At 62.2% G+C, this 24,777-nt stretch carries 24 protein-coding genes; 17 read left to right on the forward strand and 7 right to left on the reverse strand.

The annotated features are described in order from the left end of the window. Positions 1–10: 10 nt before the first annotated feature. The 8 genes from E0501_RS02010 to E0501_RS02045 all read left to right on the forward strand — a co-directional run bounded on the left by E0501_RS02010 (position 11) and on the right by E0501_RS02045 (position 6,045). On the forward strand, positions 11–556 hold the full coding sequence (locus E0501_RS02010) for an NnrU family protein (RefSeq protein WP_137699675.1): 546 nt from the start codon (positions 11–13) through the stop codon (positions 554–556). Positions 557–581: 25 nt separating this feature from the next. Further along, positions 582–1,613 (forward strand): MaoC family dehydratase, encoded by a 1,032-nt coding sequence (locus tag E0501_RS02015; protein WP_137699676.1) that lies wholly within the window; start codon positions 582–584, stop codon positions 1,611–1,613. A gap of 76 nt (positions 1,614–1,689) precedes the next feature. After that, positions 1,690–2,076: a hypothetical protein gene (locus tag E0501_RS02020; RefSeq protein WP_137699677.1), complete on the forward strand. Its 387-nt coding sequence runs from the start codon at positions 1,690–1,692 to the stop codon at positions 2,074–2,076. Between the two features lie 274 nt (positions 2,077–2,350). Then, positions 2,351–2,734 (forward strand): succinate dehydrogenase, cytochrome b556 subunit, encoded by a 384-nt coding sequence (sdhC, locus tag E0501_RS02025; RefSeq protein WP_137699678.1) that lies wholly within the window; start codon positions 2,351–2,353, stop codon positions 2,732–2,734. Between the two features lie 10 nt (positions 2,735–2,744). Continuing rightward, positions 2,745–3,116, forward strand: a complete 372-nt coding sequence (gene sdhD / locus E0501_RS02030; RefSeq protein ID WP_137699679.1) for a succinate dehydrogenase, hydrophobic membrane anchor protein — start codon at positions 2,745–2,747, stop codon at positions 3,114–3,116. A 10-nt stretch (positions 3,117–3,126) separates the two neighbouring features. Then, positions 3,127–4,932, forward strand: a complete 1,806-nt coding sequence (sdhA, locus tag E0501_RS02035) for a succinate dehydrogenase flavoprotein subunit (protein ID WP_137699680.1) — start codon at positions 3,127–3,129, stop codon at positions 4,930–4,932. Continuing rightward, a complete protein-coding gene (locus E0501_RS02040; protein ID WP_137699681.1) occupies positions 4,932–5,252 on the forward strand; it encodes a succinate dehydrogenase in 321 nt (106 codons plus the stop codon). The genes sdhA and E0501_RS02040 overlap by 1 nt, the downstream gene beginning before the upstream one ends. A gap of 10 nt (positions 5,253–5,262) precedes the next feature. Then, the gene (locus E0501_RS02045) at positions 5,263–6,045 is read left to right on the forward strand and encodes a succinate dehydrogenase iron-sulfur subunit (RefSeq protein ID WP_137699682.1); all 783 of its coding nucleotides are present in this window, start codon (positions 5,263–5,265) and stop codon (positions 6,043–6,045) included. A gap of 79 nt (positions 6,046–6,124) precedes the next feature. On the opposite strand, the gene E0501_RS02050 is transcribed toward E0501_RS02045, so the two are convergent. Continuing rightward, positions 6,125–8,245, reverse strand: coding sequence for a carboxypeptidase-like regulatory domain-containing protein (locus E0501_RS02050; RefSeq protein WP_137699683.1), 2,121 nt, complete (start codon positions 8,243–8,245; stop codon positions 6,125–6,127). A 260-nt stretch (positions 8,246–8,505) separates the two neighbouring features. Between E0501_RS02050 and E0501_RS02055 the strand changes: the two genes are divergently transcribed. From E0501_RS02055 to E0501_RS02070, 4 genes are all read left to right on the forward strand, one after another. After that, the gene (locus E0501_RS02055) at positions 8,506–10,149 is read left to right on the forward strand and encodes an FAD-binding dehydrogenase (protein WP_137699684.1); all 1,644 of its coding nucleotides are present in this window, start codon (positions 8,506–8,508) and stop codon (positions 10,147–10,149) included. Then, a complete protein-coding gene (locus E0501_RS02060) occupies positions 10,149–10,364 on the forward strand; it encodes a hypothetical protein (protein WP_137699685.1) in 216 nt (71 codons plus the stop codon). Before E0501_RS02055 ends, E0501_RS02060 begins: the two co-directional genes overlap by 1 nt. Positions 10,365–10,538: 174 nt before the next feature. Next, entirely contained in the window at positions 10,539–11,711 is a 1,173-nt protein-coding gene (locus tag E0501_RS02065; RefSeq protein WP_235857726.1) for a type III PLP-dependent enzyme, read from the forward strand. Between the two features lie 124 nt (positions 11,712–11,835). Beyond that, positions 11,836–12,678 (forward strand): urea carboxylase-associated family protein, encoded by an 843-nt coding sequence (locus tag E0501_RS02070; protein ID WP_137699687.1) that lies wholly within the window; start codon positions 11,836–11,838, stop codon positions 12,676–12,678. A gap of 99 nt (positions 12,679–12,777) precedes the next feature. Here the strand turns inward: E0501_RS02070 and E0501_RS02075 are convergent, their stop codons facing one another. The 4 genes from E0501_RS02075 to E0501_RS02090 all read right to left on the reverse strand — a co-directional run bounded on the left by E0501_RS02075 (position 12,778) and on the right by E0501_RS02090 (position 17,326). Next, positions 12,778–14,106, reverse strand: coding sequence for a serine hydroxymethyltransferase (locus E0501_RS02075; RefSeq protein ID WP_137699688.1), 1,329 nt, complete (start codon positions 14,104–14,106; stop codon positions 12,778–12,780). Continuing rightward, on the reverse strand, positions 14,099–14,803 hold the full coding sequence (gene deoD, locus E0501_RS02080; RefSeq protein WP_137699689.1) for a purine-nucleoside phosphorylase: 705 nt from the start codon (positions 14,801–14,803) through the stop codon (positions 14,099–14,101). The genes E0501_RS02075 and deoD overlap by 8 nt, the downstream gene beginning before the upstream one ends. A 9-nt stretch (positions 14,804–14,812) precedes the next feature. Continuing rightward, complete coding sequence (locus tag E0501_RS02085; RefSeq protein ID WP_137699690.1) at positions 14,813–15,256, reverse strand: GNAT family N-acetyltransferase; 444 nt, start codon at positions 15,254–15,256, stop codon at positions 14,813–14,815. A 69-nt stretch (positions 15,257–15,325) separates the two neighbouring features. After that, complete coding sequence (locus E0501_RS02090; RefSeq protein WP_137699691.1) at positions 15,326–17,326, reverse strand: protein meaA; 2,001 nt, start codon at positions 17,324–17,326, stop codon at positions 15,326–15,328. Positions 17,327–17,462: 136 nt separating this feature from the next. Here E0501_RS02090 and E0501_RS02095 point away from each other — a divergent pair, with 136 nt between their 5' ends. The 5 genes from E0501_RS02095 to E0501_RS02115 all read left to right on the forward strand — a co-directional run bounded on the left by E0501_RS02095 (position 17,463) and on the right by E0501_RS02115 (position 23,006). Further along, positions 17,463–18,833, forward strand: a complete 1,371-nt coding sequence (locus E0501_RS02095; protein WP_137699692.1) for a 1-acyl-sn-glycerol-3-phosphate acyltransferase — start codon at positions 17,463–17,465, stop codon at positions 18,831–18,833. A 133-nt stretch (positions 18,834–18,966) separates the two neighbouring features. Continuing rightward, on the forward strand, positions 18,967–20,256 hold the full coding sequence (gene ccrA / locus E0501_RS02100; protein WP_137699693.1) for a crotonyl-CoA carboxylase/reductase: 1,290 nt from the start codon (positions 18,967–18,969) through the stop codon (positions 20,254–20,256). 201 nt (positions 20,257–20,457) lie between these two features. After that, on the forward strand, positions 20,458–20,670 hold the full coding sequence (locus E0501_RS02105) for a hypothetical protein (RefSeq protein WP_137699694.1): 213 nt from the start codon (positions 20,458–20,460) through the stop codon (positions 20,668–20,670). Then, complete coding sequence (locus E0501_RS02110; protein ID WP_235857727.1) at positions 20,624–21,334, forward strand: helix-turn-helix transcriptional regulator; 711 nt, start codon at positions 20,624–20,626, stop codon at positions 21,332–21,334. The genes E0501_RS02105 and E0501_RS02110 overlap by 47 nt, the downstream gene beginning before the upstream one ends. A gap of 145 nt (positions 21,335–21,479) precedes the next feature. Further along, positions 21,480–23,006 (forward strand): ATP-dependent DNA helicase, encoded by a 1,527-nt coding sequence (locus tag E0501_RS02115; RefSeq protein ID WP_137699696.1) that lies wholly within the window; start codon positions 21,480–21,482, stop codon positions 23,004–23,006. A 4-nt stretch (positions 23,007–23,010) separates the two neighbouring features. Here the strand turns inward: E0501_RS02115 and E0501_RS02120 are convergent, their stop codons facing one another. Next, positions 23,011–23,775, reverse strand: a complete 765-nt coding sequence (locus tag E0501_RS02120) for a TIGR02186 family protein (protein WP_137699697.1) — start codon at positions 23,773–23,775, stop codon at positions 23,011–23,013. After that, positions 23,775–24,698: a sulfite exporter TauE/SafE family protein gene (locus E0501_RS02125; protein ID WP_137699698.1), complete on the reverse strand. Its 924-nt coding sequence runs from the start codon at positions 24,696–24,698 to the stop codon at positions 23,775–23,777. The genes E0501_RS02120 and E0501_RS02125 overlap by 1 nt, the downstream gene beginning before the upstream one ends. Positions 24,699–24,777: the final 79 nt, after the last annotated feature.

Here is a 24,777-nt window from a genome sequence, read left to right on the forward strand (position 1 = left end):
AAACGATCCCATGACGCTTCTCATCCTCGGTGTTCTTCTCTGGTCCGCGGCGCATCTTTTCAAACGCCTCGCGCCCCAGGCGCGCGGCGCCATGGGCGAGCGGGCCAAGGGCCCGATCGCGCTGTTGCTGCTGGTCAGCATCGTGCTGATGATCATCGGCTACCGCGCGGCCGACGGGGCGGTGTTCTGGGGTCGCAGCCCGATGATGACCGGCATCAACAACCTCCTGATGCTGCTCTCGGTCTACCTGTTCGCCGCTTCGGGCATGCGGCTGCGCATCACCCGCGTCATCCGCCATCCACAGCTCATCGGCTTCAAGACATGGGCGGTGGCGCACCTGCTGGTCAACGGCGATACGCCGTCTTTCGTGCTCTTTGGCGGGCTGCTGGCCTGGGCGGTGCTTTCGGTCATCCTGATCAACCGGGCCGAACCGCGCCCGGCCGCCCCCGACCCCGCCCCGATGGGCAAGGAAATCGGCGGCATTGTCGGCACCATCGCCGTCTACGGGGCCATTGTCCTCATTCACAACTGGCTGGGCTATTACCCGTTCGGCTGATCCCAAGAACAACTGGAGACACGACATGGCCAAGACCAATCCGGGCCGGTTTTTCGAAGACTACCGCCTTGGCGACGTGATCGAACACGCGGTGCCCCGCACCGTGTCGGGCGGTGAACGCGCGCTTTACCACGCGCTCTACCCGGCGCGCCACGCGCTCTATTCCTCGGACGAATTCGCCCGGGCGTCCGGCCTGCCGGCCAGCCCGCTCGACGATCTCGCCGCCTTTCACGTGGTGTTCGGCAAGACGGTGCCGGACATCTCGCTCAACGCGGTGGCCAATCTCGGCTATGCCGAGGGCCGCTGGCTGAAACCGGTCTATGCCGGCGACACCCTGCGCTCGACCAGCGAAGTGATCGGCCTCAAACAGAATTCCAACGGAAAATCCGGCGTCGTCTATGTCCGCACAAAGGGCCTGAACCAGCGGGGCGAGGTGGTGATGGACTATGTCCGCTGGGTCATGGTCCGCAAGAACGATCTCGATGCGCCTGCGCCCGAAACGGTGATCCCCGAGTTGAAGCAAACCCTCGCAGCCAGCGATCTGGCGATCCCCGAAGGGCTCGATTTTTCGAAATACGATTTCACCCTGGCCGGCGAGACGCACCGCTGGGGCGACTACGACATCGGTGAAATCATCGACCATGTCGATGGCGTGACCGTTGAAGAGGCCGAGCACATGATCGCCACGCGGCTCTGGCAGAACACCGCCAAGGTGCATTTCGATGCCACCTTCCGCCCCGATGGCCAGCGCCTGATCTATGGCGGCCACGTCATCTCGATGGCCCGCGCACTTTCGTTCAACGGGCTGGCCAACGCGCAGATGATCGTGGGCCTCAACGGCGGCGCGCATGCCAACCCGTGCTTCTCGGGGCTCACCGTCAAGGCGTGGTCCGAAGTGCTCGACAAGGCTGAGACATCGGCGCCCGGTGTTGGTGCCATCCGTCTTCGCCTCGTGGCCACTTCCGATGGCTCGGTCGGCGCGCTCAAGGGCGACGACGGCAAATACCTGCCCGGCGTTTTGCTCGATCTCGATTACTGGGCATTGATGCCGACGTGACTGCGTTAGGTTTCCCCAGCGTTTCATGCTAGCGTCCCCACAGGGGGATTATGAGGTGATCATTTCAAGCATTCTGATGGGGATCGCGGCGCTCGGGGCGGCGCTTATGGGCGCAAAATATGGTTTCGGGCCGGTGCCTGCCGATTATCACGCCCAGATCGTCGAAAAGGACGGGGCGCCCCCGGGGACGCATTTGCTGCTCGTTTTGACCGCCCTTTACCGGACACTTGCAGGAGCGCTGTTTGCGGTTGCGATTCTCGTCGCCGCGCTTGCCCTTGGCCCGATCCGCGCAGGGGAGGTTTGGGCGGTGCTCCTGGCCGCAGTTGCGGGGCTTTGCGTCGCTGTTCCTGCCGCGCTCGTGCCGCTGCGGGTCGAGCGGGCAACCGGCGTCGGCACACCGTGGAAAATCGGGGTATTGTCCGGCGTTTTGATCTTGGCGGGTCTTATCGCCGCGTTTTTGTGATCACGTTTCGTGATTGCCGGACCTGTGTTCTGCCGGTGCCGCAGGGTTCGTGGCGACGGCTCTTTCGCGACTGTTCGCCGTTTGAGTGGATTTGTGTGATCACGCAACGCTGTAGCGTGATCACAAAATCCGAGCTTCTGGAAAAAATCCGCGCCAATCCGCCGCGTTACGGGTCATTCCCCCGTGACTCTGCCCTGCAATCCGTTTTAATCATTCTCTAGGCATCGCACGTATACCAACGTGTGCAATCCGATTTCTTAGGGGGACACCGCCCATGGCCGAGACAAAGCAGGTCGACCGCCCGCTCAGCCCGCATATCCAGATCTACCGCCCGCAGCTTACCTCGATCACCTCGATCCTGACGCGGATCACCGGCAACGCGCTCATTGTCGCCGCCGTGCTGATTGTCTGGTGGCTGCTGGCCGCCTCGACGTCCGAGGCATATTTCGCCACCGCCAACGCGGTGCTGACCTCCTGGTTCGGCGATCTGGTGCTGTCGCTCTCGGTCCTGGGTGTCTGGTATCACTACCTGGCCGGGCTCAGGCATCTCTATTTCGATGCCGGTCACGGCCTCGATATCCCCACGGCGGAAAAACTCGGCTGGGCCTGTCTCGTCGGCTCGGTCGTGCTCACCGTCATCACCCTTCTGATCGTGTAAGGAGAAGACCATGCGCTACCTTACAGCCCGCAAACGCGCCGAAGGTAAAGGCGCCTCGCATACAGGGACCGAGCATCACTGGTACATGACCGTGTCGGCCGTGGGCCTCGCGTTCCTGATCCCCACCTTCATCTTCATCGTCGGCGGTGCCCTTGGCGGTACCCGCGAAGAGGTGCTGGCCGCCTTCGCGCGCCCCTTTCCGGCAATCCTGACGGGCCTCACGCTCTATGTCGGCATGATGCACTTCAAGAAGGGCGCCCAGATGATGATCGAGGATTACTGGCAGGGCACCACCCGCAAGGCGCTGATCATGCTGGTGATCGGGCTTTCCTACACCATCACCGCCACCGGGCTTTTCGCGCTCGCCAAAATCGCACTCTGAGGAACGACCAATGGCCGCTTACGAATACGAAACACATGATTACGACGTGGTCGTCGTGGGTGCCGGCGGCGCCGGTCTGCGCGCGACCCTCGGCATGGCCGAACAGGGCCTGCGCACCGCCTGCGTGACCAAGGTGTTCCCGACCCGATCGCACACCGTGGCCGCGCAGGGGGGCATCGCCGCGTCGCTCAGCAACATGGGCCCCGACCACTGGCAATGGCACATGTACGACACCGTCAAGGGCTCGGACTGGCTGGGCGATACCGACGCGATGGAATACCTCGCCCGCGAGGCGCCCAAGGCTGTCTATGAGCTCGAACATTACGGCGTGCCGTTCAGCCGCACGGAAGAGGGCAAGATCTACCAGCGCCCCTTTGGCGGCCACACCACCGAGTTTGGCGAAGGCCCGCCGGTGCAGCGCACCTGCGCGGCGGCCGACCGTACCGGCCACGCCATCCTGCACACGCTCTATGGCCAGAGCCTGAAGAACAACGCCGAGTTCTACATCGAGTATTTCGCGATCGACCTGATCATGAGCGAGGATGGCCAGTGCCAGGGCGTCGTCTGCTGGAAGCTCGATGACGGCACCATGCATGTCTTCAACGCCAAGATGGTCGTGCTGGCCACCGGCGGTTATGGCCGCGCCTATTTCTCCTGCACCTCGGCGCATACCTGCACCGGCGACGGTGGCGGTATGGTGGCCCGCGCGGGCCTCGCGCTGCAGGACATGGAATTCGTGCAGTTCCACCCCACCGGCATCTATGGCTCGGGCTGCCTGATCACCGAAGGCGCGCGCGGCGAAGGCGGCTATCTCACCAATTCCGAGGGCGAGCGCTTCATGGAGCGCTACGCGCCGCAGTATAAAGACCTCGCACCGCGCGACTATGTCAGCCGCTCGATGACCATGGAAATCCGCGAAGGCCGCGGCGTGGGCGCCGAGGGTGACCATATCCACCTCAACCTCAGCCACTTGCCGGCCGAGGCGCTGGCCGAACGCCTGCCGGGCATCTCGGAAAGTGCCAAGATCTTCGCCGGCGTCGATGTCACCAAGGAACCGATCCCGGTTCTGCCGACGGTGCATTACAACATGGGCGGCATCCCCACCAACTACTGGGGCGAGGTGCTGAACCCCACGAAGAAAGACCCCAACGCCGTCGTGCCCGGCCTGATGGCCGTGGGCGAGGCGGGCTGCGCCTCGGTGCATGGCGCCAACCGGCTCGGCTCGAACTCGCTCATCGACCTCGTGGTCTTTGGCCGCGCCGCCGCGATCCGCGCCGGCAAAGTGGTCGACCCGGATGCGCCGAACCCGGAACTCAACCAGGCCAGCGTCGATGCCGCCTTCGCGCGTTTCGATGCGCTGCGTCACGCCAAGGGTGCCATCCCCACGGCCGACCTGCGGCTTGAAATGCAGAAAACCATGCAGGCTGATGCCGCCGTGTTCCGCACCTCGAAAACCCTCGCCGAGGGCGTCGAGAAGATGACCGCGATCGCCGCCAAGATGGATGATCTCAAGGTCACCGATACGTCGCTGGTCTGGAACTCGGACCTGATGGAGACGCTGGAACTGACCAACCTGATGCCCAACGCGATGGCCACCATCGTCGGCGCCGAGGCGCGCAAGGAATCCCGCGGCGCCCACGCGCACGAGGATTTCACCGAGCGCGACGACAAGAACTGGCGGGTGCACACCATCGCCCATGTCGACGGGCCCAAGGTCACGCTTTCCTATCGCGATGTCATCAAGGACCCGCTGACCACCGAAAAGGAAGGCGGCATCAGCATCAAGAAAATCGCCCCCAAGGCGCGGACCTTCTGATGCGGATGGCGCTGGCTCTCCTCGCGCCCCTGGCGCTTGCGGCCTGCGACGTGGCCCAGCAGGCCGCCGACGATGTCGCGCGCGGTCAGGCCAAGCGCGCCGTCAATTCCGTGGTGGCCGAACGCTTCCCGGGCGTCGATGCGGCGCCCGTCACCGATTGCATCATCGACGCGGCCAGCGCCCAGGAAATCCTGCAGATCGCAGGCAGTTCCGCCACCGGCGCGCGGGCCGAAATCACCCAGATGGTGCTCCAGATCGCGCAGCGCCCCGAGGCCGTCACCTGCATCGCAGGCGCCGGCGTCACGCTTCTGAAACTATGAGGATAGACCCATGGTTCAACTGACCCTCCCCAAGAACTCGCGCATGATCACGGGCAAGACATGGCCCAAGCCCGAGGGCGCGATCAACCTGCGCAAGTTCCAGATCTACCGCTGGAACCCCGATGACGGGCAGAACCCGCGGCTCGACACCTATTTCGTCGATCTCGACGATTGCGGGCCGATGGTTCTCGACGGGCTCATCTACATCAAGAACAAGATCGACCCGACGCTCACCTTCCGCCGGTCCTGCCGTGAAGGCATCTGCGGCTCCTGCGCGATGAATATCGACGGGATCAACACGCTGGCCTGCATCTACGGCATGGACGAGGTCAAGGGCGACACGGTCAAGATCTACCCGCTGCCGCACATGCCGGTGGTCAAGGACCTGATCCCGGACCTCACCCATTTCTATGCCCAGCATGCCAGCATCATGCCGTGGCTGGAGACCAAGACGAACCGCCCGCAGAAAGAGTGGAAACAGTCGATCGAGGATCGCAAGAAGCTCGACGGGCTCTATGAATGCGTGATGTGCGCCTCGTGCTCCACGTCCTGCCCCAGCTACTGGTGGAACGGCGACAAGTATCTCGGCCCGGCGGCGCTCCTACATGCCTATCGCTGGATTATCGACAGCCGCGACGAGGCCACGGGCGAACGTCTGGACGATCTGGAAGATCCGTTCAAACTCTACCGCTGCCACACCATCATGAACTGCGCCAAGACCTGCCCCAAGGGGCTGAACCCGGCAAAGGCGATCGCGGAAATCAAGCGCATGATGGTCAACCGGGTAGTGTGATCCCCTCGGGACCGGCGCAGGAGATCGACTCCGGATTTGAAAACAACGGGCGGCCCTAGGGCCGCCCGTCGCCGTTTTGTCAGGTCACTGCAAGCGTCATCGTCGAATGGTTGCGATAATTGTAGTCCTCATCGCAATTCACGATCGTGCGCTTCCAGGCCCAGAGGTCGAGCAGGTAACAACACGGCTCGGGGAACGCCTTTTCCCCGTCCGTGATGGTCAGGCGCATGGTGCCGCCCTCCCATTTGGGTGCCGCCGCGCCTTGGCCGATGGCCGCGCCGTAGGTCGGGCCGGGCTGCCCCGGGCCAACCATGCTCAGCGTCCCGGCATTCAGCAGGTTGACGGCGTTGTTCTCGCCCCACAGCGCCCGCAGCGAATAACGCGCCAGATGCGCCGAACTGTCCGAGGCCATGAACTCGATCACCAGCGGCGTGGCCGGTGAAATCGCGTCGCGATCAATATTCCCGCAGGGGCCGATGGTTCCGCCGCCCAGCGTGATCGACACGAAATCGGTGTCCGGCTCGGTGGTTTCCAGATGCACGCCACCCGGCGGCACCGGATGGCTGGGCGAGGTCGGATGCCCCGATCCCGGACCGACAATCCGGTTGTCGATCGCCACCGCGACGTCATTGTCGCCCAGATGGGTGCAGCGATCGGGAATACCCAGATCAATCAGTGCGCCACCGGCTTCGCGATAGGCCCTCAGCCGCAGGTGATAGACCCCGTCCGAGAACAGGTTCGCCGTCTGCCAGCGCAGGAGAACCGTGCGATCGCCGACCCAGGTGCGTGGCCCATTGACCGATTCCCAGTGGCCCAGCGTCTCGCAGACCCATTTGCCGTCGACCATGGCAAAGTTGAACGGCACCGACTGGAACCAGGGCGGCCCCCCGAAATCGAAATAGGTGCGCGACATGTGCAACGTCGCGGCCGGGGGCAGCGGGGCCCAGGTCGTGCCGCCATCGCCGGAATACTCGAACGCATAGTAATCGAACCAGTCGGTACAGACGCCACGGATCGGAACGATCCCGCCATAGGGCCGGTCATGCCAATAGCTCCCCGCGGGCGGCGCCGGCGGGCTCGGGTTGCGATAGCCTTCGGGCGTGGCCTGCGCGCCCAGATTGCCGCCGATCGTCGCCACGAGATCGTCGCAGACATGGGTCAGGACAATGCATTCCTCGTCCTCGCATTCCGTGGGCGGCAGCTGTACGCAGCAGGCCTCGTTCGTGGCAACCAGCGTCACGTCCAGCAGCGTCGGAATGTTCCAGCGCGCGTCGCCACAGCTTTCATCCAGGATCACCACTTCGCCCTGGCCGCAATCCTGCGTCGAGTGGAAGATGATGTCGGGCGTGCAATCGGTCCAGGGATGCCACGGCACCCAGGGCCAGATCCGCAGCGCCTCGAGATGCGGCGCCGCCGGCAGCCGGCGCACCAGGTCGGGCCGTATCCGGCTCAGCCGCTCGGGCGCCGCAATCGGCTCCGGCGGGCGCTTGATGGTGCCGCCATCGGCCAGCAGCCTGTCCAGAACTTCGGTACTGGGCACCGGGTCGGGCTTGGGCAGCGGCACGATCTCGGGGATGTCGCGCACCAGGTCGTCGATCAGGCGGAACACCTTGGGATCCACCTGCCACACCCTGCGGCGCCACCACCACCACGGCCACCAGCCACAGCACCAGCGGAACTTGATGGTGAAATTACCGTTCGCGTCCGTTGTGGCGCAGCCAACCTGCTGCTTGCTGCACCACCACCAGAACCGATCGACATCAAAGGCGCAGACCTCGGCGCCCGGGACCGGGTTGCCGTCTGGGCAGACCAGTTTGCCACGGATCACGAACGTCCGGCACCAGCGCAACCACCAGTGCCAGTACCACGGGTGGACGATTACTGGATCCAGCAGCAGCTCCGCCTTCTCGGCCCAAAGCCGCGGGCTGATATCCACGTGAAGTGTCTGCAATCCTGGCAATTCATCGTCATCCGCATCGGGCGGGCCCAGGATCACCTGGCCGCCATGCGGCCGGTCCATCCGGAACTCGGCCACGCCTTGCCCGTCGCGATCCAGCTTCACGCCGGTGCTGGCCAGAACGCCGCCTTTGCCAACAAAAACGGCCTTCAATGCTTTGAGTTCGGATCGATCCTCTACCCCGCTGGCATCTATCGGCACACGCAGGACGTACTTCTCGGAACCTGTTTTCTTGGGACTCATGAATACACCTCCTTTTTCAAATAAATCGGGAAAGAAAGTGAACGAAGTCTACCATGCCGGGTGTGAGTCTGAGGGCGATCTACCGGCTCGCATGCGTGCCTCGGCTAAACTTGGCCGGTTTTTCAGTTCGCCTTAAGCGGGATTTTGCCTCGGGCTGGAAAATTCTGACGCGCATTGCCCCTTGGGAAGGGTTGGACAAGGCAGAACTCGGCTCATAGGCTCGGCAGGAAATCGCCGGAAACGCAACAAGGGGCGAGGGAATGCAGCAGGATGTCATCATTGTCGGTGGTGGGTTGGCCGGACTGGCCGCGGCCCACGAGCTGACCAAGCGCGGCCGCAAGGTTCTGATCGTCGATCAGGAGGGCGAACAATCGCTGGGCGGTCAGGCGTTCTGGTCGCTTGGCGGCCTCTTCATGGTCGACACGCCCGAACAGCGCCGCATGGGCATTCGCGACAGCCGCGACCTGGCCGCGATCGACTGGTTCGGCAGCGCAGGCTTCGACCGGCCCGAGGATGAAAACCCCCGCAAATGGGCCGAGGCCTATCTCGACTATGCCGCCGGCGCGATGCGCGCCGACCTGTCCGCCATCGGCATGCGCTGGTTTCCCGTGGTCGGCTGGGCCGAGCGAGGCGGCGCGCTGGCCGATGGACACGGTAACTCCGTGCCGCGCTTCCATATCACCTGGGGCGCGGGCGAAGGCATTGTTGCGCCCTATGTGCGCCTCGCCGAAGAGGCCGAGGCCGCGGGCCTCCTGCGCTTTGCCTTCCGCCACCGCGTCACCGGTCTCGAGGTGGAAAACGGCCGCGTGACCGGCGTTTCAGGCGACCAGCTCGCCATCGACCACGCCCGCCGCGGCGCCTCGACCAACCGCGAGGTGGTGGGCGATTTCACCTTCCACGCCGAAAACGTGATCCTGACCACCGGCGGCATCGGCGGCAATTTCGATCGTGTCCGCGCCGTCTGGCCCTCCGACAGGCTCGGCCCGGCGCCGAAACACATGGTCGCCGGCGTGCCCGATTACGTCGACGGCCAGATGGCCGACATCGCCAAAAGGGCCGGGGCAGGGGCGATCAACGAAGACCGCATGTGGCACTATACCGAAGGCCTTAAGAACTGGGATCCGATCTGGCCCCGCCACGGCATCCGCGTGCTGCCCGGCCCGTCCTCGGTGTGGTTCGACGCGCTGGGCCAGCGGATGGAGGCGCCCTGCCTGCCGGGGTTCGACACGCTCGCCACCCTCAAACGCATCCTGCAAACGGGGCATGAGCACAGCTGGTTCATCCTGACCCAGAAGATCATCGAAAAGGAATTCGCGCTCTCGGGCAGCGAACAGAACCCCGATTTCGTCTCGGGCAGCATGTGGGAGGTGCTGAAGGAACGCACGCTGTCGAAGGGCGCCACCCGCGCCGTCGAAGCCTTCAAGCGCGAAGGCGAGGATTTCGTCGTGGCGCGCGATCTCGACACGCTGGTCGCCGGCATGAACGCGCTCACCCCCGACGCGCCGCTCGACCCCGCGAAGATCCGCGCCCAGGTTGAGGCGCGCGATGCCCAGATCGCCAACCCGTTCTCGAAGGATGCGCAGATCACCGCCATTCGCCAGGCCCGCGCCTATCGCGGTGACCGGCTGGTGCGCACCGCCAAACCCCACCGCATCCTCGATCCGGCCGAGGGCCCGCTCATCGCCGTGCGGCTCAACATCCTGACCCGCAAGAGCCTCGGCGGCCTGCACACCAACCTGGCCAGTCAGGTCCTGCGCCCCGACGGCACGGTGTTCGACGGGCTCTATGCGGCGGGCGAGGCCGCGGGCTTCGGCGGGGGCGGCTATCACGGCTACAACGCGCTCGAAGGCACGTTTCTGGGCGGCTGCATCTTCTCGGGGCAGGCTGCGGGGCGGAACGCCTGATGGTCTTTGCCATCGCCGGCCTCGTCATCGCTTTCGTGCTGATCCTCGCCTTCCGCGATCCGAAAACCCGCCATTGCCGCTGGCGCGCGCAGCGCGGGCCGCTCTCGGGTGAGGTCGCGTATTACAAATGCATGACCTGCGGCGCCGAGACCATCACCGAAGACGGCAAACCGCCCCGTCAATGCCTGCGTGACCGCCCGCCACCGGATTTCTGAGAAAATTTCCGGGCCGTCATTTTCCCTCTTGAAACGACTCGCGACTTGCCCCAAATGCGCGCTCAAGACGCCAACGCACGCGCCTCTGTACTCACAGGCACACATGCAGCGACGGTAACGTCTCTGATTGCAACCCGTCCGGCTGAAAGACGCCGGGGTCTCTTGGAGATGACCATGACCGCTCATGTGACCGACCGCGCCCTCGGCGCGCGCGCCTTTGTTCCATCCGCCGCCGAAGCCTTCATCCGCGCGCATTCCTTCGAGCGCCCGACGCTCGTGCTCGACCGTGGCGCACTTGCCCGTCAATACAACGCTCTGAAAACCGGCCTGGGCCGCGCGCATATTCACTATGCCGTCAAGGCCAACCCGGCGCCCGATTTCATCGAAACCCTTGTTGCACTCGGCTCGGGCTTCGACGCCGCCTCGCGCGCCGAGATCGAGCTCTGCCTCAGCCAGGGCGCCGAGCCGGGCCATATCTCCTTTGGCAACACCGTGAAGAAACCCGGCGACATCGCCTTCGCCCACCACGCCGGCGTGAGCCTTTTCGCCGCCGATGCCACCGAAGAGCTGGAAAAGATCGCCGCCCACGCGCCCGGCGCACGCGTCTACATCCGCCTCATCGTCGAGGCGTCCGAGGCCGACTGGCCGCTCACGCGCAAATTCGGCTGCGCCCCGTCCGAGGCTCTGGGCCTGATGAACCATGCCCGCGCCCTGGGTCTTGTCCCCGTGGGGCTCAGCTTCCACGTGGGATCGCAGACCCGCCGCGCCGATATGTGGTCGCCGATTCTGGCGCAGGTGGCGTCGGTCTGGCACGCGCTTCGCGCCGCCGGGCATGACCTTACGCTTCTGAACATCGGCGGCGGGTTCCCGGCCTTCTATGGCGATCCCGTCGACCGCCCGGAAACCTATGCCGCCCGCGTGATGGAACTCGTTTCGCTCTATTTCGGCGCGGTCGAGCAGGTGATGGCCGAGCCGGGCCGCGGCCTTGTGGCCGAGGCCGGTGCGATCGCCGCCGAGGTGCTGCTGGTGGCGAAGAAATCCGCCGATGATCTGCACCGCTGGGTCTATCTCGACATCGGCAAATTCTCGGGGCTCGCCGAGACCATGGACGAGGCGATCCGCTACCAGTTCCTGACCGACCGCGATCACGAACGCATGGGCCCCTGCATCCTCGCCGGTCCTTCCTGCGACAGCGCCGACGTGCTCTATGAAAAACGCATGATCGACCTGCCGCTGGGGCTCAAATCCGGCGACAAGGTGATCATCCGCAACTGCGGGGCCTATACCTCGTCCTATGCGTCCGTCGGCTTCAACGGCTTCCCGCCGCTCGATGTCATCGTGATCTGATACGCCGGATCGCCCCCGGGGCAACGCCCACCCACCCACCCCGTTGCCCCGGGGGCGATCCTTCCTCTTGCACCCGGGCGCGGGACCGGGAAGGGTAGGGCGAACCGCTTTTTCGGAGCCACCCATGCAAGAGCCGACCGACGCTGCCCAACGCCGCGCCATCCGCCCCGTCATCTGCTATCCGAACGACACGCTGCCCAGGCCCGACCTTACGCTCTACCGCGCCGCCCGGGCCGCATCGCAAAAGACCGGCGAGGTTCTGGTGCCACCGCGCGACGCGAAATGCTTTCGCGTGCCTGCTGGGCACTTCTTCCGCATCTCCTCGGTCGAGGGTCCGCAGGTGGGTGATCTGAACCTTTGGAACGCCCATGATCTGTCGGAGCGGTTCTACTCGGGCAAGTCCCGCGCGCTGCACGGCACGCATCTGGGCGTGGGAGAGCGGATGTGGTCCTCTTTCCCCACGCTGCGCCCGATGGCGACGATCATCGAAGACACGCTGGGATGGTATGGCATCGACGATTTTGGCGGCTCGGTCCATGACGTGATCGGCACGCGCTGCGATCCCTATACCGGGAATCTCCTGTCGGGCACGCAATATCACCATTGCTGCCACTCGAACCTGACCCGCGCGCTGGCCGATGAAACCGGTATGATACTGACCGAGGCCGAACCCAACGTGCATGACGTCCTCAACGTCTTCATGTGCACCGGCTTTACCCGTGATACGGGGCAGTATTTCATGAAGGCCTCGCCGGTGCGGCCGAGCGATTACCTTGAGTTCTTCGCCGAGATCGACCTGCTGGGCGCCCTCTCGGCCTGCCCGGGCGGTGATTGCTCGTCCGAGCACAGCTCGGACACGGCCGCCTGCTACCCGTTGCTGGTCGAGGTCTTCGCCCCGCCGGAAGGTGCGCTCGCAGATTGGGAGTCTCCGTCCGTCAACGGCTATGACCGCAGCCACGGGCGTTAACCAAATTCGGTTACATCTGGAACCAATTTGCCCGGCAGCCGGATGTCAGCCGGGGGGTGCACGCATGTCACCCCCCGTATTTTCGACCGTGCGGTGGCGTTAACCGGAGTGAATGAAGTGTAGCTTGTCGAAGCTCTCGCGCCATTTCGCGGTCTCGTCCGCCATACCCTCCGGCGCGTTGGAACGGAGCGCATTGGCGATGCGCACGGCCAGCTCAGGCATGTGCTCTTGGGTCATGCCCCAACGCACGATTTCCGGCGTTCCAATGCGTAAGCCATTGAGATCGTTTGGAACTTCTGGCGCGGGCAGGCCAATGCCGCAGGCCAGGAAGCCCGCCTTCTCCAGCTTTTTTGAGGCCGTCTGTCCCCCGCCGAACCCTTCGGCCAGGATGGCGAACTGGTGGCTATGTGTCGGCCCATCGCGCCCCTCGAAAACCGGAATTCCGTTTTCCGTCAATGCCTTGGCCAGGGCCTGCGCCGTATCCACCATCGCCTGGGCATAGCCCTGCCCATGATCCTTCCAATCCAGCATCGCCATCGCCAGCGCCGCCGATTTCGCCGCGTCGAAGTTCGCCGTCATCCCCGGAAAAGCGATGGAATCCAATCGCTTGGCAATTTTGCCCTCGTTGGTGACGATCAGCCCCGACGGCGGGCCGCCAAGGCTTTTGTAGGTGCTCATCGTCATCAGATGCGCCCCTTCGTCGAGCGGGTTTTTCCAGGCCCGCCCGGCGATGATCCCGCATTGATGCGCCGCGTCAAAAAGCACGTAAGCGCCTGTTCTGTCGGCGATTTCCCTGATCTCACGCACCGGGTGCTCGTAAAGGTTCAAGCTGCCGCCGATGGTGATGAGTTTCGGTTTCACCTTGTCCGCAAGCTGTGCCAGCCCATCGAGATCGACCGAATAGCCATCCGCGTCCACGGGCGCTTCGTGACTATGAAGCCCGTAAAGCCCGGCGCAACCGTCGATGTGATGTGTGACGTGCCCGCCAATTTTTGCAGGCGGAACAATGATTTGATCGCCAGGTTTGGCCAGTGCCATGAACCCGTAAAGGTTGGCGATCGCCCCCGAGGGCACGCGGATTTCAGCGTATCTTGCGCCAAACACCTCGGCACAAAGCTCGGCGCAGATCACCTCGATTTCCTCGATCGCCTGCAGGCCCATCTCGTACTTGTCACCCGGATAGCCCAGCGACGGCCGCGTGCCTATTCCGCTGGCGAGCAGCGCCTCGGCGCGCGGGTTCATCACGTTGGTCGCCGGGTTAAGGTTGAAGCAACGTTTTTCGTGGATAATCCGGTTCTCGCGGGCCAGGTCCTCGATCCGTGCGGCAATCGCCGCCGTATCCTCGCCCGCGACGCGTTTGGCGATGCCTTGCACCCGGGTTTCACTGATTTCCGGGACCCAGTCGCGCTTTGCCAGTTGTTCAGTCAAAGGCCGCCTCCAACGCAATCTCAACCATCTCGCCAAAGCTCCGCTCGCGGTCTTCGCTTGGCAGGGACTCGTGGGTCAGCAGGTGGTCCGATACCGTCAGCACCGCCAGCGCCCGCGCCCCGAACCGCGCGGCCACTGTGTAGAGTTCAGCCGCCTCCATCTCGACGGCCAGGATGCCGTGACGGGTCATCTGTTCATTCAGATCAGGGCGTTCGTCATAGAAAACATCCGCCGAATAAATCCCGCCGACATGCGTGGTCACCGCCTTGGCCCGCGCCGCCGCGACCGCCCGTTCCAGCAACCCGTAATCGGCGCAGGGCGCGAATTGCAGTTCCTTGAAAAACCCGCGTGACGGTGTCGAAAGGCTGCTCGCCGTCATCGCGATCACCACGTCGCGAATGCCGACACTTTCCTGCATCGCGCCGCAGGATCCGATCCGGATCAGCGTTTTTGCACCGTAATCACGTATGAGTTCATTGGCATAGATGCTCAGGCTCGGCATCCCCATACCCGAGCCCTGGATCGTCACCTTGTGGCCTTTCCAGCTGCCGGTAAAACCCAGCATCCCACGGGTTTCATTGACACATTCGGCATTCTGCAAGAACGTCTCGGCCGCCCATTTCGCCCGCAGGGGATCGCCGGGTATTAATACGGTTTCGGCAATTTCGCCGGGTTGCGCGCCGATATGGATCGTCATGCCGGTATCCTACCTTTGGTACTTGATGAACGGTGTCAGCTGCGCCACCCGGTCATACAGCTGCCGGGCGGTCGCATTGAAGTCCTGCGTCAGCCAATAGACAGACGGCGTACCATTGGCATCCGCCGCGGCATAGACTGCCTCGATCAGTTTGCGGCCCACGCCGCTGCCTCGCACCTCGGGATCGGCATAGAGATCCTGCAGGTAACACACATCCTCAACCCGCCAGTTATGCGGATGATAGATGTAGTGCACGAGGCCCACGGGCCGCCCATCGGCCAATGCCAGAAACCCGTTCTGATCGGCATTTCCCTTGTCGCACAGACGCTTGAATGTGGTGTCATAGACCTCGTCAGAGACGCGGGCTTCGTAGAAATCCAGATACCCCGTCCACAGCCGGCGCCAGTCGTCGTAATCTTCGGGCTCAATCGGGCGTATGGTGATCTCGGGCATGCTCCCTCGCAAAAGAAAATGGCGCCAGAACCGAGCCTAGCGCCATTCGCAAGGGATTGGCCAGAGTCCTTATTCGGCGGCAGCAACCTTGGGGTCGGCCAGCGCCACGATATCCATCATGATCGTGTTCAGCTCGAAATCCTTGGGTGTATAGACCTGTGCCACGCCCAATTCGCGCAGGCGTTTGGCGTCTTCCTCGGGGATGATGCCGCCGACGATCACGGGCACATGGGCCAAACCCGCGTCACGCATCCGGGTCAGGGTTTCCTCGACCAGCGGCATGTGACTGCCACTCAGGATCGACAGGCCCACCACATGCGCGTCCTGCTCCTTGGCCGCGGTCACAATCTCTTCGGGCGTCAGGCGGATGCCTTCGTACTCGATATCCATGCCGCAATCGCGCGCGCGGAAAGCGATCTGCTCGGCCCCGTTCGAATGGCCATCCAGCCCCGGCTTGCCAACCAGGAACTTCAGCCGCCGGCCCAGCCGGTCGCTGACCGCATCGACGGCGGCGCGGATTTCATCTAGGCCCTCGGTCTTGTTCGAGACCGAGCGCGAAACCCCCGTGGGGCCGCGATATTCGCCGAATGTCTCGCGCATTACCTGCGCCCATTCGCCGGTCGTCGCACCGGCCTTGGCCGCCGCGATTGAGGCGGGCATCACGTTCTCGCCGGCCTTCGCCGCGTCGCGCAGCGCACCAAGCGCCAGCTGCACCGCGCCCTCGTCGCGCGCGTCGCGCCAGGCGTTCAGTCGCTCGACCTGCTCGGCCTCGACCGCCGGGTCGACGGTCAGGATGCCGCCATCCGCGCTCATCAGCGGGCTAGGTTCGGCCTCGGTCCACTTGTTCACACCCACGACCACGGTTTCCCCGGCCTCGATCCGGTTCAGCCGTTCTGCGTTTGAATCCACCAGCCGCGATTTCATGTATTCGATCGAGGCGATCGCGCCGCCCATGCCACCGAGATTATCGAGTTCGTGCCGCGCCCCGGTCTTCAACTCCTCCACCTTGGCGTCGACCGCAGGGTTATTGTCGAACAGGTCTTCGTATTCCAGAAGGTCGGTTTCATAGGCCATGATCTGCTGCATCCGCATCGACCATTGCTGATCCCATGGGCGGGGCAGGCCAAGCGCCTCGTTCCAAGCCGGAAGCTGCACGGCGCGGGCGCGGGCCTTTTTCGACAGGGTCACCGCCAGCATCTCGATCAGGATGCGGTAGACGTTGTTTTCAGGCTGTTGTTCCGTCAGGCCCAGGCTGTTGACCTGCACACCATAGCGGAAGCGGCGGAACTTGGGGTTCTCAACGCCATAGCGTTCCAGCAGGATCTCGTCCCAAAGGTCGACAAAGGCGCGCATCTTGCACATCTCGGTGACAAAACGGATGCCCGCGTTCACGAAGAACGAAATCCGGCCGCAAAGCGCCGGGAAGTCCTCGGCCGGGACGCGGGGCTTCAACTCGTCCAGCACCGCCATCGCCGTGGCCAGCGCAAAGGCCAGTTCCTGCTCGGGCGTCGCGCCCGCCTCTTGCAGGTGATAGGAACACACGTTCATCGGGTTCCACTTGGGCACGTTCGAATAGCAATACTCGGCCACGTCGCCGATCAGTTTCAGCGACGGCTTGGGGGGGCAGACATACGTACCGCGGCTTAGGTATTCCTTAATGATATCGTTTTGTACTGTGCCCTGCAGCTTCGAGATATCCGCGCCCTGTTCCTCGGCCACCGCGACGTAAAGCGCCAGCAGCCAAGGCGCCGTGGCGTTGATCGTCATCGAGGTGTTCATCTGTTCCAGCGGGATTTGGTCGAAGAGCGTGCGCATGTCGCCCAGGTGGCAGATCGGGACGCCCACCTTGCCGACCTCACCCTTGGACAGGACGTGGTCGCTGTCATAGCCGGTCTGCGTGGGAAGATCGAACGCAACAGACAGGCCGGTCTGTCCCTTCGCCAGGTTCGTCCGGTAAAGCTCGTTCGAGGCCTTGGCGGTCGAATGGCCGGAATAGGTGCGGATAATCCACGGACGATCGGGTTGGCGATCGGCCCCACTGTTCTGGCGGTCTTTCTGCGTCTGCGACATGGTCGGCCTCGTGAATCGGGATGGGCAATTTTGTTGCGTCCAGATGTTGATACTTGGAATTTTGTGGCGCTGTCAATTCGCTGCATTGCGGCATGAGGCGATTTACCACCGTGCAAAACCCTGCCACGGTGGCACGATGACAAGTACCGTGCAAATGCCGTTTTGGCTTCTGATCGTGATCCTGTGCTTCGCGGCATTTGCGGCGCTGGAAAAAATCATGCTGCCGTCGGTCCGCTGGTTTTTCCGCCGCCGGATGGAGCGTGTGGTGGCACGCCTGAACACGAGGCTGGAGCGGCCAATCCAGCCCTTCAAGCTGGCCCGCCGACACGACATGATCCAGCGCCTGATTTATGATCCCGAGGTGTCAAAGGCGATCGCGGCACACGCGCGCGAAGAGGGCGTGCCCGAGAACGTCGCCTTCGAAACAGCGCAGCGCTATGCCCGCGAAATCGTGCCTTCCTTCAGCGCGTCGCTCTACTTCGGTCTGGCGATCCGTCTGGCCAAGCTAATCAGCACCACGCTCTACCGCGTGCGCCTTGGGCACTACGCCGAATCCAAGCTGTCCGAGATCGATCCCGAGGCGACGGTAGTTTTTGTCATGAACCACCGCTCGAACATGGACTACGTGCTGGTCACATATCTGGCGGCGGAGCGCAGTGCGCTATCTTACGCCGTCGGCGAATGGGCGCGGGTCTGGCCGCTCAGTCGCCTGATCAAGGCCATGGGGGCCTACTTCATCCGGCGGAAATCGCGCAACGCACTCTATCGCAAGGTGCTAGCGCGCTATGTGCGTCTGGCCACCGATGGTGGGGTCATGCAGGCGGTTTTCCCCGAAGGCGGGTTGTCTTTGAATGGCGGCCTGGCCGAGCCGAAGCTTGGGTTGCTGAAATACATCGTTGAAGGTCATGACGCAGAAGCGCGAGATGTTGTCTTCGTGCCGGTGGCGCTGAACTATGACCGCGTGTTCGAAGACCGCATCCTCGTGGCGGCGGGACAGGCGGGGGAACGGCGTTTCCGTGCCCGCATCTCTCTGATCGCCACCTTCCTGATGAAGCAGCTATGGCTGCGTCTGCGCGGCAAGTACCACAGGTTCGGATATGCCGCGGTCAGCTTTGGCGCGCCGATTTCGCTGCGGGGCTTCTACCGCGGCCATGGTGAGCACCTTGTCGAAGACCTGGCACAAAGGATCATGACCAGTATCGGCGAGGAAGTCCCGGTGCTGCCGGTGCCGCTGGTTGCCACAGCCCTGATGCAGGCCGCAGGCCCTTTGACGCGCGAAGAGCTGGAAATGGCCGTTGACGTTTTGATGAGACAATTGCCGAACGCTCATGTCCATATCCCCCGCGATGATCGCCAATATGCGGTCGAGGTCGGCCTTCGGAACCTCCGTCGCCGTCACATCGTGCTGGAACGTGACGGGCGCTTTCAGGCCAATGCCGATGACGCGTCTCTGCTGGATTACTACGCCGCCTCGATCGCCCATCTTTTCCCCAAAGCTGAAAACTGACTTTTCTGCGACTGCGAGGTTATAAAGTTTCAAAAATGGCATTCTCGGCATTGCATTGTTTCGCGCACACCGATATTTCGATGCTCAAGCGCCGTGATTCTGCATCGCGGCAAAACAACGACGGGAGCATGACATGGCACTGGATACCGAAACCGGGATTGCGGCGTATGAAGCGCCTGAAAAGGACCTGTACGAAATTGGCGAGATGCCGCCCCTGGGCCACGTGCCTAAGCAGATGTATGCTTGGGCCATTCGACGCGAGCGTCATGGTGAGCCGGATAAGTCATTCCAGGTCGAGGTGGTCGATACCTGGGAGATCGACAGCCACGAAGTTCTCGTTCTCGTGATGGCGGCCGGCGTCAACTATAATGGTGTTTGGGCGGGTCTGGGTGTGCCGATTTCGCCTTTTGATGGTCACAAACAACCTTATCACATCGCCGGTTCCGACGCGTCTGGCATCGTCTGGAAGGTCGGTGACAAGGTGAAGAACTGGAAAGTTGGCGACGAGGTTGTGATCCACTGCAACCAGGACGATGGCGACGATGAAGAATGCAATGGCGGTGACCCGATGTATTCGCCGACGCAGCGTATCTGGGGATATGAAACGCATGACGGATCCTTTGCCCAATTCACGCGCGTGCAGGCGCAGCAGCTTCTACCGCGGCCGAAGCACCTGACCTGGGAAGAGTCGGCCTGCTACACGCTGACCCTGGCCACCGCCTACCGGATGCTGTTTGGCCACCACCCGCACGAACTCAAACCGGGCCAGAACGTCCTGGTCTGGGGCGCCTCTGGTGGACTTGGTTCCTACGCGATCCAGCTGATCAACGCAGCCGGCGGCAATGCGATCGGCGTAATCTCCGACGAGGACAAGCGCGAATTCGTCATGGATCTGGGCGCCAAGGGCGTGATCAACCGCAAGGACTTCAACTGCTGGGGACAGCTGCCCACGGTGAACACCGAGGAGTACAAACAGTGGTTCAACGAGGTTCGCAAGTTTGGCAAGGCGATCTGGGACATCACCGGCAAGGGCAATAATGTCGACATCGTGTTCGAACACCCCGGTGAGGCGACTTTCCCGGTTTCCAGTTTCGTCTGCAAGAAAGGCGGTATGGTCGTGATTTGCGCGGGCACAACAGGTTTCAACTGCACCTTCGATGTGCGGTACATCTGGATGCACCAGAAGCGCCTACAGGGTTCTCACTTTGCTCATCTTAAACAGGCGGCTTCCGCCAATCGTCTGATGGTCGAACGCAGGTTGGACCCGTGCATGTCCGAGGTATTCCCGTGGGATGAAATTCCGCAGGCGCATATGAAAATGATGCGCAACGAGCACAAGCCCGGCAACATGGCTGTCCTGGTCCAGGCGCCCACGACCGGCCTGCGTACTGTTGAGGACGTGGTTGAAGCCGGAAAGAAGTAAACGCGCTATTCAAGATCGAATCGCCCGCGGAGCCATCAATGCCTCGCGGGCCGATTATTTTTTTGTATCGGCTATTGTTTTCAGGGTGTTGAGAATCTCTCCATCGCCATTTCTGGGGAGTGAAATCTCGTGAATACACACAAAAATACATTCGTGGTAAGGTTGTTTTAGTATTTCATTAACCACTGGTGGACGATTATCGTGGCGCAATACGAATGGATACTGGATGTACTTGAAGATCTGAAAGCGTTTGCGCGCTGCAATGGTCTGAACGATCTCGCCGAGCAGTTGGACGATACGTCGCTGGTCGCCGCGGTTGAACTCGCATCCAGGGGGGAAGGGGCTGACGTTGAGACGACAGTCGAAAGTGCCAACTCTGGACGAGATTCTGGAAGCCTTGGAACGGGCGTCTGAGTTTGACGAGCTTCAGTCGATTTCGGAAATAGTTCGCGACTTTTTTTCCATCGATCACATCAATTACCACTGGGTCAGCAGTTCAAGCAGCCCTTATGTGTGCGGGACACATTCCAAAGCCTGGATTGCCCGATATCACGAAAAGGAATACCTGCGCGTCGATCCTGTGATCCAGGGCTGTTTCCAACGCTTCCACCCCGTGGATTGGAAGCGTCTGGACTGGAGTGGCAAGGCGGCACGGGCGCTTCAGGCCGATGCTATCGCGCATGGCGTGGGTACGCAGGGGTATTCAGTGCCCATCCGGGGTCCAAACGGGCAGTTCGCCCTTTTCACTCTTAATCACACGTGCTCGGATGAGGAGTGGGCCGATTTTATGCGCAGGAATCGCTGCAATTTCTTGCTGATTGCGCATTATTTCAACCAGAAGGCGCTGGAGTTCGAGCCGGAGCGCGCGCCGGAACTGGCGCAATCTTTGTCACCGCGGGAGATCGACGCAATGACGCTGCTGGCGATGGGGTACAGTCGCGCGCAAGTGGCCGAGACACTCTCGATCTCCGAACATACTCTGCGAGTGTATATCGAGTCCGCCCGTTACAAGCTGGGCGCAGTCAACACCACGAATGCCGTTGCACGTGCGCTGTCGCGCGGCTTGATTGTCATCTGAAATCCCAAGGCCGGGGTATCTCTATCGGCGCACCGGTAGGCATTCGATTGAACAGGCCGTGCACGGCCAGCAAGCTGATGATACATCCGCCATGACCACCACCGGTTTTGTTGTGCTCGTCAGGCGTGGGTTGTAGTTTGCCTGCATGAACGCGGCAAATCTCACTTTCTCGCACGATCAAGCCGAAGCCTTTGACAGAATTGCCGAGGTTCTGCAGTTGATGGGCGTTGATCTGGAAGAGGGTACGGCTGTCCCCCCGCGCGAGGGCAAAGGTGCCGTGGTGGCCGTGATCGGCAAGGCGGGTTCGGGCAAGACGCTTCTGTTGGCCGAGCTGTTCAAGGCTCTGGAAGACAGCGGGGTCGAGATCGTCAGCGGCGAATACGAAGGCCGGCGGCGCAAGGATCGGCGAACACTGGCCGTTTTGGCGCCCACGAACAAGGCAGCCAGCGTTCTGCGAACACGCGGCGTACCAGCCACGACCATTCACCGGATCCTGTATACGCCGGTCTATGATCCGGAATACGAACGCATCGCGGCCTGGTTGGCCGGTGACGGAGAGCGACCCGAGATCGAGGGGCTGACCGACGTTGCGCTGGATCGGGCCGAGGCGTTCTACAAGACCAACCGCTCGATCCCGGGGGCTCTGGCGGCGGCCGGATTGCGCGGATCGGACTTCATCACCGGCTGGAAACGTCGCGAAGAACCGTTGGATATCGGTTTTGTCGACGAAGCATCGATGCTGGACGACAAGCAGTTCGAAGACCTACAAGAGATTTTCCCGGCGCTGGTCCTCTTCGGAGACCCGGCGCAGTTGGCGCCGGTGAATCAATCCGGCGCTATGGTTTTCGACAAGTTGAAGGATGAGGCCAAGCTGGTTCTGCACCGGGTCCACCGGCAGGAAGCAGATAGCCCGATTCTGGATCTTGCGCATGCTCTGGCCGATCCGCAGCTTGGGTTCGCGGATTTCGAGACCATGGTCGAGGAGACCGCGCGACGGGACGATCGGGTCGTCTGGGCCCAGAGGGTCGAAGTCGACCTGATGGCGCGCAGTCCCGTGCTGGTTTGGCGCAATGTCACCCGTATCCGCCTGATCAATGCGTTTCGCATGGTGTATGGCGCCCCCGAAACCGAGTTATTGCCGGGCGAGCCGCTGATCTGCGACGGTATCGAATTGCCGCTCAAGCACCGCAAGCGCCGCCTCGATCTCGAGGCCCGGGGCCTGATCAAGGGCGCGCAGGTGGTGTATTTGGGGCCGGGGCGCAAGCCGGGTTTCTCACGTTTGCACGTGATCGGAGCACCGGATCCGCAGGTATCGGCCGCGTCGATCGTGAAGATCGAGAAACCGGATGAGGAAGAGCCGTTCATCCCGTTTGCCGCCCGCATGGGTGCAACATTCCTGCACGGCGCCGCGGTGACGATTCACAAGGCGCAAGGCTCACAATGGGAGAACGTTCAGGTGTTTGCGCCCGATCTTTACGTTGCTGCTAAAATGGGCCGGGTGGAAGCAGGGCAGCCACTTTGGAAAAGATTGGCGTATGTGGCGATAACCCGTGCGCAGGAGCGCCTGTATTGGGTCGTCCGCAACCGTCTGGCAAAGCCCACGCAGCCGCTCACCACGGCGGATCTTGCCGCGCCTGCAATGCCACTTGAACTGGAAGCGACCGAGGTCTGAGGGATCACGCCTGGCGAAATACCCGGAAGATCGCTGATGCACCCCAACCGGCCGCGATCGCGATGGCGAGGGACATGAGGCCGTAAACCAGGGGGTTCTCGCGCGAGAGGTTGAACAGGAACCGCTCGAGACCGACCTTTTGCACATCGATCTGGGTTTCGTAATTCGAGACGACTTCGCCATTGCGCGTCAGGAAGACACGGGTCTTGTACTTGCCCTCTGTCAGGTTCGATGGCAGGGCGATCGAAGTTTTAAACAGGGTTTCCTGATCCACTTCAACCGCTCCCTCAAGTGTCTGGTAGAGGCCGTTATTCTTGCGAATGCGGATAACGGCTTCTGTGAATTCCTCGACATTCTTGATATTCGCAGGTGCACCAACTGAGCGAATGGATCGAGGGATCGACACGTGGTGGCGCAGGTCCTCGGTTTGATTGATAACCTCTTCGAACGGACCGCTTGTCGCCACGGCATAGAATGCCGGCGCCGAGTCGATCTCGAGCGCGTCGGTGTTGATCCAGATGCCGAACTTTTTTTCCTTGCGCCGAACTGTCAGGGGGACCGAGGGACCCTCGACAGCAACTACTACGCCGAGAGATGATCCGCCGGGCAGGGGGGTTTCGCGTTTGACCGCACCGAAAATAAGGATTTCAGAACCATCGAAGTTTGCGGTGATCGCAACCCGGTTCTGACTGAGACCCAGAACAACCTCTTCCTTGGCGGTTGCCATCGACGCGGCAACGAGGGCGAATATGGCAAGCAGGAACCGCATCAGTGCCCTCCCGCCGCGCCGATCGAATAGAGCTCGTTGGGTTGCCACAGTAGGTCAAGCGCCAGTTTCGCGCATACGGCCAAAACCATCATGGCCAGAAGAATCCGAAGTTGCTCGGCCTTCATTTTGACGCCGATCCGTGTGCCGATCTGAGCACCGATAACGCCGCCGATCAGAAGTAGAACGGCAAGCGCCATGTCGACGGTATAGTTCGTGGTGGCGTGCAGCATCGTGGTGAATGCTGTCACGAAGATGATCTGAAACAGAGAGGTGCCGACAACCACCTTGGTGGGCATGCCCAGCAGGTAGATCATGGCCGGCACCATGATGAAGCCACCGCCCACCCCCATGATGGCCGCCAGAACGCCCACCGACAGACCAACGAGAAGCGGCGGGATGACGGAAATGTATAGCCCGGAGGTGCGGAACCGCATTTTGAACGGCATCGCATGAACCCAGCTGCGCTGCCGCCTCTTGGGTACAGAGGCAGTCGTGGCCTTGCGGGCCCTGCGAATGGCGTTGAGGCTTTCGACGAACATCAGCGCGCCGATGACCCCAAGAAAGACAACATAGCAAAGCCGCACGAGCAGATCGACCTGTCCGAGCGATTTGAGGTAATTGAACAGCAAAACCCCGAGCGCCGCGCCCATTAGACCACCGATCAACAAAACCGTTCCCATCTTCAGGTCGACGGTTTTTCGCCTGAGATGCGCAAGCACCCCAGAGAAGGACGACGCCACGATTTGGTTGGCTTCGGTGGCAACTGCGACGGCAGGGGGGATGCCGATGAAGAACAGCAACGGCGTCATGAGAAACCCACCGCCCACGCCGAACATGCCGGACAAGACGCCGACAAGTCCACCAAGACCAAGCAGCAGGAAGGCGTTGACCGAGACTTCGGCTATGGGAAGGTAGATCTGCATGGATGTAGCTAGCGCCGGTTGTAAGTCCAATGCAAGCGTCAGAACGGGGCATTTTGGCACATCCCCGCTAAAATATCCG

Source organism: Marimonas lutisalis (assembly GCF_005434965.1).
Taxonomy (GTDB): domain Bacteria; phylum Pseudomonadota; class Alphaproteobacteria; order Rhodobacterales; family Rhodobacteraceae; genus Marimonas_A; species Marimonas_A lutisalis.